We start from the raw sequence: 12,406 nt of genomic DNA on the forward strand, positions 1-12,406 counted from the left end.
CCACCTTTGCGGCGTCAAAATAATATATATGGAGAATCTGAATGAACTGGCCAGCTTTGGGATAGGTTTTAAGGAAAGAGTAGAAAATGCGCTGGAATGCCTTAAAAACGGTAAAGGTGTGTTGGTGGTAGACGATGAAAACAGGGAAAATGAGGGCGACCTGATCTTTCCTGCGGAGACGATGACAGTGGCGGATATGGCACTGATGATCAGAAGATGTACTGGTATCGTATGTCTCTGTCTCAGGCCGGACAGGATTGAGCAGTTAGAACTGAAGCCTATGGTGGAAGTAAACACCAGCAAATTTCATACGCCATTCACGGTTTCTATTGAGGCAAGAGATGGGGTAACTACCGGGGTTTCTGCGGCCGACCGGATGCAGACGATCAGAACAGCGATCGCAGATCAGGCCAAACCTGAAGACCTTTCCAGACCGGGACATGTATTTCCGCTGCGCGCAAATCCTGACGGTGTTTTGGGCAGAAGAGGCCATACAGAAGGCAGTATTGACCTGATGATACTGGCGGGATTACGTCCCGTTGCTGTATTGTGCGAATTAACAAATGACGATGGTACCATGTCCAGAATTCCGGAAATTGCCGCATTCGCAAAGGAACAGCACACTACTGTAGTGACTATTGAAGATATCTTTCAGTACCGCCTGCTGCAGAAAGCGTAGATTTATGGCAGGGCTGATGAGGCTTAAACAATCTTCATCAGCTCTTCTATGAACAGGGTGGCCGACTTCTTCCGGTATACCCCTTTTTGCCACAGGATAAAAGCCTGTTTGTACAACTCTTCCCCGGCTATGGGTACCGCAGTGAGGCTATCCCAGGTACTGATGGCCTTCTCATTAATAATCGTTGCCCAGTGGCCTGATTCTACCATAGACAGGAGTGAATGCACATCATTCATCTCAATCTTTATCCTCGGTGAGATATTGTTCTTTCTGAACATCTCATTCAATAAATCCCTTGAACTGAATCCGTTGCTTGGAAGGATCAGCTCCAGTTTTCCCAGCTCCTTCAGCGATATTTTTGCGAGTTGTGCCAGTGGATTCTTTTTAGATACCACCATCATGATCCTGGAAGAAAATAAGGATTGCATTTCTAAGCCATCTGTATCTTCCTGCTCATGGAAGGCTACCATAAAATCCAGATCCGCCATCATCAGCTTATTCTCCAGCTCCCCCGAAGTACCATATTCTACATGGATCATGATGCCCGGATACTTTTCAGAAAAAGGCGTTAAGGCCGGTAGCAGCAATGAGCTGAAGGCATAAGTCACCCCAATCTTTAGTTCCCCGTTGACCAGGTTATTCAATTCGAATACCGCTTGTTTTGACTTCCTGATGTCCAGGATAATCTGCCTGGCATGCACCAGAAAAACCTTTCCTGCTTCGGTTAATCTTACCTGTTTGCCCACCCTGTCAAACAACAGCATACCCAGTTCTTCCTCCAGCTGTTTGATTTGCTGGGAGAGGGTGGACTGTGTCACAAAAGATGCTGCTGCGGCATCTGTGAAATGGAGCATTTCTGCTGCTTTAATGAAATAACCTATTTGTCTGACTTCCATAATTTATCAATCGTTAAAACTAATCAAAATCATTAAAACTATCAATTTTATAAATAGATAAGTTATGCAGAAATTTGCAGGTAACAATTCCAATACACACAATGAATCTATTCAGGTCTTTAAAATCACGCAATTTCAAACTCTTTTTCTATGGACAAACCATCTCCCTGATCGGGACCTGGATGCAAAAGACGGCAGTCAGCTGGCTGGTTTATCAGCTGACAGGATCTGCAGTTTTATTAGGGGTAGTAGGTTTTGTGAGTTTAATTCCTTCCCTGTTTTTATCGCCATATGCAGGGAGCCTGGTAGATCGTCATAACCGTTACCATATTCTGGTCATCACACAAATCGTATCGATGATCCAGGCCGGTGCACTGGCGGGAATCATATTTTTCGGCTATAACAATATACTTTTCATCATCGGACTGAGTTTGCTGCAAGGCGTGATCAATGCATTTGATGTGACCTGCAGGCAATCACTGATGGTGGAACTGGTGGATGACAAAAAAGATTTGCCTAATGCTATCGCGCTCAATTCTACCATGACCAATTTTGCCCGTATCGCTGGTCCGGCAGTAGCAGGGATTATCCTGAGTACTTTTGGTACCGACTTCTGTTTTGTAGGTAACTTCCTGAGCTACATTCCTGTATTAATTTGTTTATTCATGATGCGCCTGAAAGTACCTGTCATGGCCAAACCTGTAAAAAGTATCTGGGTGGAATTACAGGAAGGTTTTAAATATGTATCAGGCGATAAAGACCTGAGCAGCGTTCTGATGATGATCGGGATCAGCAGTTTGTTCGTTATTCCCTTTAATACCCTGATGCCGATCTTCGCCAAAGATATCTTTGACGGAAATGCAAAAACCTTTAGCTGGTTTGAAAGTGCGGCTGGTTTGGGCTCTATTATCAGTGCGGTTTACCTGGCTAATCTTACCCACAGCAATACTTTAGGTAAACTGATTACCATTGCAGGCGGAGTTTTCGGCTTTAGTCTGATGCTGCTGGCTTATGCGCCGCAGTTGCCTATCGCCCTGCTGTTCATGGCTTTTTCCGGACTGGGAATGATGGCACAAACTTCAGCCATCAATACTTATATTCAAACCCATGCGATACCAGAAATGAGGGGCAGGGCAATCAGTTATTATGTGATGGCTTACCAGGGTATCATTCCCGTAGGAAGTTTATTGATTGGCTGGCTGGCACATAGTATCGGACCAAGACCCGCTGTGTTTATTGAAGGGCTGATAGGTTTAACCGCCACCGCTGCATTTGTGTATTACAGGAGCAGACAAGCTGCAATTAAAACAGCCGGTCATTAATGGATAACAACCAGCTGCTTATCAAATTGCTTAAAGATCAAAGCGGTTATTTTTTGCTATACCGCTAGTCCGCCGAACATACTGAAGAGGATAATCAGCAGCACGATCAGCGTGATCACCACGTAGAGCCTGTCTTTTTCCAGTATAAAAGAGACCAGCGAAAAACCGATCCTGATGATGGGTGTAGCAATCAGGATCACCACACCCAGCTGGATAATTTCTGTGGCACTGCCACTTTTTAATCCATTGATAATCCCTGTGAGGCTGGTATAACCTGCAGGTTCCCCATTAAAAGTTGTATAGTCCGGGATACCTGCTCCCTTTTGTACCAGGTAAAGGACGCCGCCGATAATCGCTACTGCCCCCGAAAGCAAAACCCCATATCTTAAAACCGTACCAATCAGCTGCTGCATATCATAGTCGGTCACGCTGTTATTTTCTGTAGACTTCATTTTTAAAATTTATGGTAAAAACCGTTATATATCATGTTTAGCGCAATCATTGTGATGGCGATACTAAAGATCAGCTTCAGTGATTTTACGTTGATCCGCATCAGTAGTTTTGATCCTGTATAGGCACCTGCCAGTACACCGATAATCACAGGAAAGGCCAATCCCGGATCAATATATCCTCTTTGCAGGTATACTACGGCACTCGCTGCCGCAGTTACGCCCACCATAAAATTACTGGTCGTTGTACTTACCCTGAAAGGCACCCGCATAGCTGTATCCATAGCGAGCACTTTTAGTGCACCGGAGCCTATACCCAGTAAACCAGACAATACACCGGCGATGGTCATGATAGAGAAACCTCCGCCAATATTCTTTAATTTATACTCTACAGGGCCATCTTTGGAAGGATAACTGCTGTTCAATTTCAAGGTATAAGACAGTTTACTGCCTTCCGGCAGGGCATCCTCATGTTTTTTCCTCAGTGTCATTGCTGCAGAAAAGATAAGCATGACGCCAAAGAGGATGGCTACGATATTAACCGGTGTATAAATGGCCAGGATAGCACCGCCAACGGCACCCATTGTCGTCGCGATTTCCAGGAACATGCCCAGGCGTATATTGGTAATGCCTTCCTTCACATAGGCACTGGCAGAACCGGATGAGGTGGCAATTGAAGCTACCAGTGCTGCACCGATCGCATAGCGGATATCAACACTAAATACGAGTGTGAGCAATGGAATAATGACAACGCCGCCGCCGAGGCCGGTTAAAGAACCAGCCAAGCCGGCAAGATAAGCACCTAATAAAAGGATGATGGTAAAAGTTAAAATGGTCATGATCTGTTAATAATTGTTATTTAAAATATTTACTGTAATTTCTTCTGCCAGCCCCTGATCGCGGTCTGCAATGGCTTTGGCCAATGCTTCATGTTTAGGCTGACTATCGGCAAACCTTGCAATGTTCTGCGCCTCCCGTTTGGAAAAGAAATCGCGCATAACTTTCGTGAAGCTCTGGTAAAGATCTGTCAGTACACTATTACCCGAAGCCCGGGCAATGGCGATATGAAAATCGATATCAGCATCTGTACATTTTTTCTCTGCGTTGGCTTCGATTGCTGCTTTTCGTCTGACTAATAAATCTTCCATCACCAGCAGGTGATGTTCTGTTCTGTTCATACACGCTAATCTCACCAGTTCTTTTTCCAGCAGGGAACGGACGGCATTGATCTCCTCAAAATCTGCTCTTCTTAATCGCTGATTTAGAGTCTCGTCTTTAATTTTTGAAGTCACGAAAGTGCCCGATCCCTGCTGTACTTTCAGGATTCCTGAAATAGCCAGTGTTTTAATTGCCTCCCTGATGGTGGAACGTCCTACCTGGTACAATTCCATTAATTCCGGCTCTGCGGGAATTTTTTGCCCCTTTTTTAGTCGCCCGCCAGCAATATCATTCTTAATGGCCATGATGACTTTATCTGATAATTTTTCTTTCTGATCCATTTGTAAACATCTGATGTTTCAAAGGTGGGTATTATATTTAAACATCTGATGTTTGTAAGCGTAATGTGACACTGAAATGAATGCTTGGGGCAGTAAATTATATGGGATTAATACCCTAAAAAAAAATAATTATTTCTTTATTTATTAAAAATACTATAGGTTTACAAAAAACTTTAGGGGTGCCTTGCGCTGAGATATACCCTTTGAACCTGATGCAGTTAGTACTGCCGAAGGGAAAAGTAAGAAGCAACAGCTGTGTTGTTTTTTCATTCCTTGTACAGGCCATTCCTATCGTTGTTAAAAATCAAAAGGAATGGAAATAACTGTAAATAATCAGGCTTATACGATTGATGAATCCTGCTCAGTAGCCGGGATGCTTTCTGCTGTTTTACAAATTTCAGGCGACGGAATTGCGGTCGCCGTTAACCAGTCTATCGTCACCCGACCCGAATGGCCGCGCCATTTATTGCGGGCAGGCGATCAGGTCATGCTGATCAGGGCAACTCAGGGCGGATAATCTCTAAAACCATCAAAATCTAATCAGGAAAGCTTATGAAAGTAGAAAAAACACCAGATGATCAGGTCATCAGCAGGACGCCTTTCCCGGCATCCCGCAAAATCTTTGTGAAAGGCGAGCTGCATGATATCGAAGTCGCTATGCGCGAAATCACGCTCTCCGAAACCACAATCCATAATGGATTCGGTTTAACCGAGCCAAACCCGCCGGTTACAGTCTATGATACCAGCGGACCCTATACTGATCCGAATGTACACATCGATGTGAAAGCCGGGTTACCCCGACTGAGGGAAAAATGGATTACTGACAGGGCTGACGTAGAACAGCTGCAGCAAATTTCGTCCGATTATGGCACGAAGCGTTTATCCGACCCTTCACTGGATAACCTGCGTTTTGCCTTTCAGCATCAGCCCATGCGTGCGCTTAAAGGTGCCAACGTGACCCAGCTGCATTATGCAAGAAAAGGAATTATCACCGCAGAAATGGAATATATTGCTATCCGTGAGAACCAGCGGATAGATCTGCTGAACAGTCAGCTTGGTGAGCAGGCGACAGTCATGAACCACCAGCATAGCGGTCATAGTTTCGGTGCAAATACCCCGAAAGGATACATTACTCCCGAATTTGTCAGGGCAGAAGTAGCCAGTGGCAGGGCCGTTATCCCTTCAAACATCAACCATCCTGAACTGGAGCCCATGATTATTGGCCGTAATTTCCTGGTAAAGATCAATGCCAACATTGGTAATTCTGCAGTTACTTCCAGCATTGAAGAGGAAGTGGAAAAGGCGGTATGGGCCTGCAGATGGGGTGCAGACACAATAATGGATTTGTCCACCGGCAAAAACATCCACGAAACACGGGAATGGATTATCCGTAATTCGCCGGTACCTATAGGGACGGTGCCGATTTATCAGGCACTGGAAAAAGTAAATGGAAAAGCGGAGGACCTGACCTGGGAATTGTTCCGGGATACCCTGATTGAGCAGGCAGAACAGGGGGTAGATTACTTTACCATCCATGCCGGCGTATTACTGAGATATATCCCGCTTACGGCAAAAAGAGTGACCGGAATCGTTTCCCGCGGTGGTTCTATCATGGCCAAATGGTGCCTGGCCCATCACCAGGAAAGTTTCCTGTATACCCATTTCGAAGAGATTTGTGAGATTATGAAGGCTTATGATGTCTCCTTTTCTCTCGGAGACGGTTTAAGACCAGGTTGTATTGCCGATGCCAATGACGCAGCGCAGTTTGCCGAGCTGGAAACACTGGGCGAGCTGACCAAAATTGCCTGGAAACATGATATCCAGACGATTATTGAAGGACCGGGCCATGTGCCTATGCACCTGATCAAAGAGAATATGGAAAAGCAGCTGGAGTATTGCTCTGAAGCACCGTTTTATACTTTGGGACCATTAACGACAGATATTGCTCCCGGATATGATCACATCACTTCCGCTATTGGTGCGGCAATGATTGGCTGGTTTGGTACAGCGATGTTGTGTTATGTAACCCCCAAAGAACACCTGGGTTTGCCGAATAAAAAAGATGTGAAAGATGGGGTGATTACCTACAAGATTGCTGCGCATGCGGCCGATCTGGCTAAAGGACATCCCGGTGCGCAATACAGGGACAATGCCTTAAGTAAAGCCAGGTTCGAATTCAGGTGGGAAGACCAGTTTAACTTGTCGCTTGACCCGGATACGGCCAAAGAATTTCATGATGAAACGCTGCCTGCAGATGGTGCCAAGATTGCGCATTTCTGTTCCATGTGCGGCCCGAACTTCTGTTCAATGAAAATTACACAGGATGTGAGGGAATACGCGGCCAAACAAGGTGTGGAAGAAAACGATGCACTGGCGCAGGGCATGGCAGAAAAATCACGTGAATTTACGGCAAAGGGAAGCGAAATATATTTATAGATGGACGTATTTGTGGTGACGCGACCGGATTATTTTGAGGGGGAAGCACAGCGGGTCAACCAGCTTTTCCGGAATGGTATGCAGGTACTGCACATCCGGAAACCGGGGAATGATCCCGCTGCGTTCAGGCAGCTGATGAAGGAAATCGAACCTGTATTTTATGACAGGATTGTCATCCATCAGCACCATGAACTGGCGGCTGCATTTTCTTTAATCCGGTTGCATTATCCTGAGAAAAAACGGCCATTGGCAGGAGCGTTAGGGAAAATGAAAGATGCAGGTTATATCCTCAGCACTTCGATCCATGACCTTAGCGCGCTGAAAGATTGCGCGGCATATGACTATGTTTTTTATGGTCCTGTATTTAACAGTATCTCGAAACCAGGTTACGAAAGTGTGCTGGCGGACGATTTTACGCTGCCTGTACGTGAAGTCGGACCTCAGCTGATCGCTATTGGCGGTGTGACCCTGTCTAAACTGCAAATCTTAAAAGACATGAATTTTGACGGCGCAGCATTGCTTGGTGCTGTCTGGTAAAATGATTCCTCACCTGTAACAAAAACAACCTATTCACATGAAACCAATAGATCAGATACACTATATATCCCAGTCGCCCGCCAACGGATCCCATCTCAAGGCCATAGAAAAAGTGCTGCAGGCGGGAGGGCGCTGGATCCAGCTGCGGGTAAAAGAACAAAAGGAGGAAGCGGTACTGCCTATCGCGTTAGCTGCCGCCGAACTGTGCCGTGCCTACCAGGCCAGGTTAATTGTGAATGACTATCCGCGGATCGCCCTGCAGGCAGATGCCTGGGGTGTACACCTGGGATTGGATGATATGCCTGTGCCCGAGGCGCGTGCCTTGCTCGGACCCGATAAATGCATCGGCGGCACGGCGAATACCTTTGCCGATATCCAGCGCAGGGCAGCAGAAGGCGCCGACTACATCGGTCTGGGTCCATTCAGGTTCACTACAACCAAAAAGAACCTCAGTCCGATAGTGGGCCTCCAGGGTTATACCGAATTAATGAAACAGATGAGCGATGCCGGCATCACCATTCCTGTGATCGCCATTGGCGGAATAAACCTGGCAGATATTCCTGCCATTTTGCAGACAGGCATTTACGGCGTGGCCATTTCCGGTGTGCTGACACATTATCCGGAACAACACCAGCAGATTCAAAATCTTTTCAACCAGTTGTATCAGCAACATTAAACGCAATACAGATGTTAAAAATAGCAGACAAAACATTCAGTTCCAGGTTATTTACCGGAACCGGCAAGTTTAATTCGGCGGCTCAGATGGAAGCCGCTTTACTCGCTTCCGGTTCAGAACTGGTCACCGTAGCTTTGAAGAGAATAGATTTAAAAGATACGGAAGATGATATTCTGATGCATTTACAGCATTCCCATATCCATCTTTTACCCAATACTTCAGGTGTAAGAACCGCTAAAGAAGCTGTTTTCGCTGCTCAGCTGGCACGCGAAGCCATGCATACCAACTGGATCAAACTGGAGATTCATCCTGATCCGAAATACCTGATGCCCGATCCGATAGAAACACTGAAAGCAACAGAAGAACTGGCGAAACTTGGATTTATCGTATTACCCTATATCCACGCCGATCCGGTGTTGTGTAAAAGACTGGAAGATGCCGGAACCGCAGCTGTAATGCCCCTGGGTTCACCAATAGGGAGCAATAAAGGATTGAGAACTATAGATTTTCTCGAGATCATCATCAGTCAGAGTAATGTTCCGGTAATTATTGATGCAGGGATCGGTTCTCCCTCTGATGCGGCAAAAGCGATGGAAATTGGTGCCGATGCAGTGCTGGTGAATACGGCTATCGCTGTTTCCGGCAATCCTGCGGTGATGGCCGAAGCTTTTAAAATTGCAGTGCAGGCAGGACGAATGGCTTTTGAAGCGCAATTGGGTTTAATCCATTCACAGGCTGTGGCCAGCAGCCCTTTAACCTCATTTTTAGATGACTGATACATTCACTACACTATTTAATACCTACGACTGGAAAACGACCAGCGACAGCATTTATGCAAAAACCAGCAAAGATGTGGAGCAGGCGCTTGCCAATAAGAGACGTACGCTGGAGGATTTTAAGGCATTAATTTCTCCTGCTGCTGCGCCCTATCTGGAGCAAATGGCCAGGATGAGTCAGCAGCTGACACTCCAGCGATTTGGGAAGGTTATGCAGCTCTATGTCCCGCTTTACCTTTCCAATGAATGCAATAACATCTGTACCTATTGCGGATTCAGTTACGACAATAAAGTAAAGCGGAAAACGCTGTCCCCGATAGAGATCATGCAGGAAGTAGCGGTCATCAAAGCCATGAATTACGATCATGTTTTACTGGTGACAGGGGAGGCCAACCAATCCGTCCACACCGATTATTTCAAAAAGGTGCTGGAACTCATCCGTCCGCATTTTGCGAATATATCTATGGAGGTGCAGCCTTTAGATTTGGAAGATTACCAGGAACTCCAACCTTATGGCTTGCACACCGTACTCGTTTACCAGGAGACTTACCACCGCGAGGATTATAAAAAGCACCATCCTAAAGGTAAAAAATCCAATTTCGAATACAGACTGGAAACTCCCGACAGACTAGGACAGGCAGGAATCCATAAAATGGGACTGGGTGTACTGATTGGTCTGGAGGACTGGCGCACGGACTCTTTTTTTACTGCCCTGCACCTCAGTTACCTCGAAAAGAAATACTGGAAGAGCAAATACAGTTTGTCTTTCCCCAGACTCCGGCCTTTTAGTGGTGGCCTGGAACCTAAAGTTGAAATGAATGACCGCGAACTGGTGCAGCTGATTTGTGCCTACAGGTTATTCAACGAGGAGCTTGAATTATCTATTTCTACCCGGGAATCTGTTATTTTTAGAGATCATGTGGTCAGTTTGGGCATTACCGCCATGAGTGCGGGGTCTAAGACCAATCCTGGTGGTTATTCGGTAGAGCCGGAATCACTGGAGCAGTTTGAAATATCCGATGAACGCAGTCCTGAACAAATTGCCGCTATGTTAAGAACAAAGGGGTATGAACCGGTTTGGAAAGACTGGGACAGTAGTCTGGCGTAATATTGTTAATTCATGCTGATATTTCTATTTTGTATTGGTTATTTAGATTATGACTTGTGTTTGTTGTCATATTGATTAAATTATTGTTTAATTAATTTTTTAAATTGAATTATTAACGATAACTTTGACTTGAGTTGGTAATGGTATTTAAATTAATTCAATATGTCAGCAATCATAGCAGCAAGAAATATATGTCAAAATCGTCATTTTCAAATTAGTAGAGAGATCATTTTTACAGGTGATCAGGTTATTGACGCATATGCTACAGGTAATAGTGAGGGATTAAAGCCCTGTCAAAAGGACCTGGTTTTCAGTTTTGATAGGAATATAAAGCGATGCAGTTTATACACGATTGATATTATCAGACATTTAACCGATATAAATTTCTTAGGTAGTGAAGCATTTCTGAAGATCGAAAACCCAAACTATTACAGGGTAATGATAACAGTGAAGGAGGTTGATTTTTTAAATCCTGAGTTTCTGAATGTTTACGGGTATGTAAGCAATCTTGAGGATAAGGTGCGGAAAGATGACTTCTATATTGAGTTTTCCTTTTTAGATTATACAACAGGAATTAACAGGACCAGACTTATAGCTGATGGTTATATTTTCAAACTTAATGATCAGGATGAGAAAAACACATGGAGAGCATAATGAAATCTTAAGCGATTATTTACTCAACTTCGAGAACGGTAAGTTTAATGACTGGGTGATAACGACAGCTTTTTATGCCTGTATTCACTTCGTTGAACATAAACTATTTCCATGTAAAATGGATGGAGTGAATTACGAAACATTTGAAGATTACTGTACTTATAAATATAATGCCTATAACAACAGGAGCAAACATTTTTTAAAATCCGAACTGGTGAAATATCGGATTCCCGCCATTGATCATCAATATAGATTTTTGAAAGATACCTGTATGAATGTGCGCTATTATGAATTTAGAGTAACTAACAATAAAGCAAAAACTTGTAATGAGATAATGAAGGTGATTAAAATGCTGTGTATGACATAAGGATCAGACTAATCATCTTCTTTTTTTCTTCTCAGGCTGCGGTACTGGTTAGGTGAAACGTGCATGTTCTTTTTGAAGATCCGGGAAAAATGAAAGGGATCATCATATCCGATCTCGGCAGCGATATCCTTGATTTTTGTTTCTGATAAATATAACAGCATGCAGGCTTTCTGGAGTTTGAGGTGTATAAAGTAATCCATGGGCGACATGCCCGTTGCTTTTCTGAATAAGGTAGAAAAATGAGAAGTGGACAGCTCGCTCTTTTTGGCCATCAATTCTACGGTGAGCTTTTCCTTCAGGTTATCTTTCATATACAATACCGTCTCTTTTATCTTTACCTTTTCATCCTCTACCTTCACATCATTGTGTTTTTCCGGGTACAGGAAGGTAGCCAGAAAATGATAGAGACATAAATTGGTATTGATCAGGTTTTCAGGGCTATAACCCATTTCCAGGTTTTCGTACATCATTTCCCAGAGTTTCAGTCCTTTTTCGTTTGACAGGATTTGTTTTGCCCCGTCATACAGTCCGATCTTAAATCCGCTGTTGAAATAATCCATGTCTTTTCCGCTGAAGTGAACCCAGTAGATCGTCCAGGGATTGGTTTGGTCTGATCCGTAACTCATTGGTTCTTTAGTTCTGGGAACGATAATATACTCGTTGGGGCCGACTTCAAAGCGCTTTTTGTTTAAGATAAACCATCCGCGACCGCGCGTGCAATAAATCAGGATATTGTCCCTGCAGCCTGTACGCCGTTCCCTGTAATGATGCGTAGCCTTTGGAAAATAGCCCAAAGCTGTAATGTAAATCTGGCTCATGGCAGGATTTTCCTTAATCGCATTCTTCCACGCTGCTTCCGGTATGGAAATGTTCTTTTCCCCCTCAAAACCGTCTCTTTTCTTCATATTTATCATACAAAAAGATATCATCCTAAATTATATCAGCATAAGAAAAGACATTGCCTCTTATTCCGCTATTTATATCTGGTGAAACAAATATATCATTTA

The 12,406-nt window shown here is 44.3% G+C and carries 15 protein-coding genes and 1 riboswitch; of the genes, 10 read left to right on the forward strand and 5 right to left on the reverse strand.

Annotated features, from left to right (window positions below):
• Nucleotides 1-28 precede the first annotated feature (28 nt).
• The gene (ribB, locus tag OQX62_RS05230; protein WP_265830358.1) at nucleotides 29-679 is read left to right on the forward strand and encodes a 3,4-dihydroxy-2-butanone-4-phosphate synthase; all 651 of its coding nucleotides are present in this window, start codon (nucleotides 29-31) and stop codon (nucleotides 677-679) included.
• Nucleotides 680-702: 23 nt separating this feature from the next.
• On the opposite strand, the gene OQX62_RS05235 is transcribed toward ribB, so the two are convergent.
• On the reverse strand, nucleotides 703-1,575 hold the full coding sequence (locus OQX62_RS05235) for a LysR substrate-binding domain-containing protein (RefSeq protein ID WP_265830359.1): 873 nt from the start codon (nucleotides 1,573-1,575) through the stop codon (nucleotides 703-705).
• 101 nt (nucleotides 1,576-1,676) lie between these two features.
• Here OQX62_RS05235 and OQX62_RS05240 point away from each other — a divergent pair, with 101 nt between their 5' ends.
• Nucleotides 1,677-2,897: an MFS transporter gene (locus OQX62_RS05240; RefSeq protein WP_265830360.1), complete on the forward strand. Its 1,221-nt coding sequence runs from the start codon at nucleotides 1,677-1,679 to the stop codon at nucleotides 2,895-2,897.
• A gap of 56 nt (nucleotides 2,898-2,953) precedes the next feature.
• On the opposite strand, the gene OQX62_RS05245 is transcribed toward OQX62_RS05240, so the two are convergent.
• Genes OQX62_RS05245 through OQX62_RS05255 form a run of 3 tightly spaced genes read right to left on the reverse strand, consistent with a single transcriptional unit; the run spans nucleotide 2,954 to nucleotide 4,845 of the window.
• Nucleotides 2,954-3,349 carry a DUF1634 domain-containing protein gene (locus OQX62_RS05245; RefSeq protein WP_265830361.1) on the reverse strand — a complete coding sequence of 132 codons (396 nt, stop codon included), beginning with the start codon at nucleotides 3,347-3,349 and terminating at the stop codon, nucleotides 2,954-2,956.
• A 2-nt stretch (nucleotides 3,350-3,351) separates the two neighbouring features.
• Nucleotides 3,352-4,185, reverse strand: coding sequence for a sulfite exporter TauE/SafE family protein (locus OQX62_RS05250; RefSeq protein ID WP_265830362.1), 834 nt, complete (start codon nucleotides 4,183-4,185; stop codon nucleotides 3,352-3,354).
• Nucleotides 4,186-4,191: 6 nt separating this feature from the next.
• On the reverse strand, nucleotides 4,192-4,845 hold the full coding sequence (locus OQX62_RS05255; RefSeq protein ID WP_265830363.1) for a FadR/GntR family transcriptional regulator: 654 nt from the start codon (nucleotides 4,843-4,845) through the stop codon (nucleotides 4,192-4,194).
• Nucleotides 4,846-5,010: 165 nt separating this feature from the next.
• Nucleotides 5,011-5,098: riboswitch (TPP riboswitch) on the forward strand.
• 60 nt (nucleotides 5,099-5,158) lie between these two features.
• Between OQX62_RS05255 and thiS the strand changes: the two genes are divergently transcribed.
• From thiS to OQX62_RS05295, 8 genes are all read left to right on the forward strand, one after another.
• On the forward strand, nucleotides 5,159-5,362 hold the full coding sequence (gene thiS / locus OQX62_RS05260) for a sulfur carrier protein ThiS (protein WP_265830364.1): 204 nt from the start codon (nucleotides 5,159-5,161) through the stop codon (nucleotides 5,360-5,362).
• 35 nt (nucleotides 5,363-5,397) lie between these two features.
• Nucleotides 5,398-7,281: a phosphomethylpyrimidine synthase ThiC gene (gene thiC, locus OQX62_RS05265; RefSeq protein WP_265830365.1), complete on the forward strand. Its 1,884-nt coding sequence runs from the start codon at nucleotides 5,398-5,400 to the stop codon at nucleotides 7,279-7,281.
• Entirely contained in the window at nucleotides 7,282-7,818 is a 537-nt protein-coding gene (locus tag OQX62_RS05270; RefSeq protein ID WP_265830366.1) for a thiamine phosphate synthase, read from the forward strand.
• Nucleotides 7,819-7,855: 37 nt separating this feature from the next.
• A complete protein-coding gene (locus tag OQX62_RS05275; RefSeq protein WP_265830367.1) occupies nucleotides 7,856-8,494 on the forward strand; it encodes a thiamine phosphate synthase in 639 nt (212 codons plus the stop codon).
• Between the two features lie 11 nt (nucleotides 8,495-8,505).
• Entirely contained in the window at nucleotides 8,506-9,270 is a 765-nt protein-coding gene (locus OQX62_RS05280; RefSeq protein WP_265830368.1) for a thiazole synthase, read from the forward strand.
• Entirely contained in the window at nucleotides 9,263-10,378 is a 1,116-nt protein-coding gene (gene thiH / locus OQX62_RS05285) for a 2-iminoacetate synthase ThiH (protein ID WP_265830369.1), read from the forward strand. The genes OQX62_RS05280 and thiH overlap by 8 nt, the downstream gene beginning before the upstream one ends.
• A gap of 162 nt (nucleotides 10,379-10,540) precedes the next feature.
• Nucleotides 10,541-11,032 (forward strand): hypothetical protein, encoded by a 492-nt coding sequence (locus OQX62_RS05290; RefSeq protein WP_265830370.1) that lies wholly within the window; start codon nucleotides 10,541-10,543, stop codon nucleotides 11,030-11,032.
• Nucleotides 11,007-11,399, forward strand: a complete 393-nt coding sequence (locus OQX62_RS05295) for a hypothetical protein (RefSeq protein ID WP_265830371.1) — start codon at nucleotides 11,007-11,009, stop codon at nucleotides 11,397-11,399. Before OQX62_RS05290 ends, OQX62_RS05295 begins: the two co-directional genes overlap by 26 nt.
• Before the next feature lie 8 nt (nucleotides 11,400-11,407).
• Here OQX62_RS05295 and OQX62_RS05300 read toward each other — a convergent pair whose 3' ends face one another.
• Complete coding sequence (locus OQX62_RS05300) at nucleotides 11,408-12,304, reverse strand: AraC family transcriptional regulator (protein ID WP_265830372.1); 897 nt, start codon at nucleotides 12,302-12,304, stop codon at nucleotides 11,408-11,410.
• Nucleotides 12,305-12,406 lie beyond the last annotated feature (102 nt).

Source organism: Pedobacter sp. MR2016-24, assembly GCF_026239655.1.
In the GTDB taxonomy this organism is placed as follows: Bacteria; Bacteroidota; Bacteroidia; order Sphingobacteriales; family Sphingobacteriaceae; genus Pedobacter.

Excerpts from the sequence above, each read along its gene's own strand:
- ribB (WP_265830358.1), top strand. The coding sequence starts at position 29 with ATGGAGAATCTGAATGAACTGGCCAGCTTTGGGATAGGTTTTAAGGAA.
- OQX62_RS05235 (WP_265830359.1), bottom strand. The coding sequence starts at position 1,575 with ATGGAAGTCAGACAAATAGGTTATTTCATTAAAGCAGCAGAAATGCTC.
- OQX62_RS05240 (WP_265830360.1), top strand. The coding sequence starts at position 1,677 with ATGAATCTATTCAGGTCTTTAAAATCACGCAATTTCAAACTCTTTTTC.
- OQX62_RS05245 (WP_265830361.1), bottom strand. The coding sequence starts at position 3,349 with ATGAAGTCTACAGAAAATAACAGCGTGACCGACTATGATATGCAGCAG.
- OQX62_RS05250 (WP_265830362.1), bottom strand. The coding sequence starts at position 4,185 with ATGACCATTTTAACTTTTACCATCATCCTTTTATTAGGTGCTTATCTT.
- OQX62_RS05255 (WP_265830363.1), bottom strand. The coding sequence starts at position 4,845 with ATGGATCAGAAAGAAAAATTATCAGATAAAGTCATCATGGCCATTAAG.
- thiS (WP_265830364.1), top strand. The coding sequence starts at position 5,159 with ATGGAAATAACTGTAAATAATCAGGCTTATACGATTGATGAATCCTGC.
- thiC (WP_265830365.1), top strand. The coding sequence starts at position 5,398 with ATGAAAGTAGAAAAAACACCAGATGATCAGGTCATCAGCAGGACGCCT.
- OQX62_RS05270 (WP_265830366.1), top strand. The coding sequence starts at position 7,282 with ATGGACGTATTTGTGGTGACGCGACCGGATTATTTTGAGGGGGAAGCA.
- OQX62_RS05275 (WP_265830367.1), top strand. The coding sequence starts at position 7,856 with ATGAAACCAATAGATCAGATACACTATATATCCCAGTCGCCCGCCAAC.
- OQX62_RS05280 (WP_265830368.1), top strand. The coding sequence starts at position 8,506 with ATGTTAAAAATAGCAGACAAAACATTCAGTTCCAGGTTATTTACCGGA.
- thiH (WP_265830369.1), top strand. The coding sequence starts at position 9,263 with ATGACTGATACATTCACTACACTATTTAATACCTACGACTGGAAAACG.
- OQX62_RS05290 (WP_265830370.1), top strand. The coding sequence starts at position 10,541 with ATGTCAGCAATCATAGCAGCAAGAAATATATGTCAAAATCGTCATTTT.
- OQX62_RS05295 (WP_265830371.1), top strand. The coding sequence starts at position 11,007 with ATGAGAAAAACACATGGAGAGCATAATGAAATCTTAAGCGATTATTTA.
- OQX62_RS05300 (WP_265830372.1), bottom strand. The coding sequence starts at position 12,304 with ATGAAGAAAAGAGACGGTTTTGAGGGGGAAAAGAACATTTCCATACCG.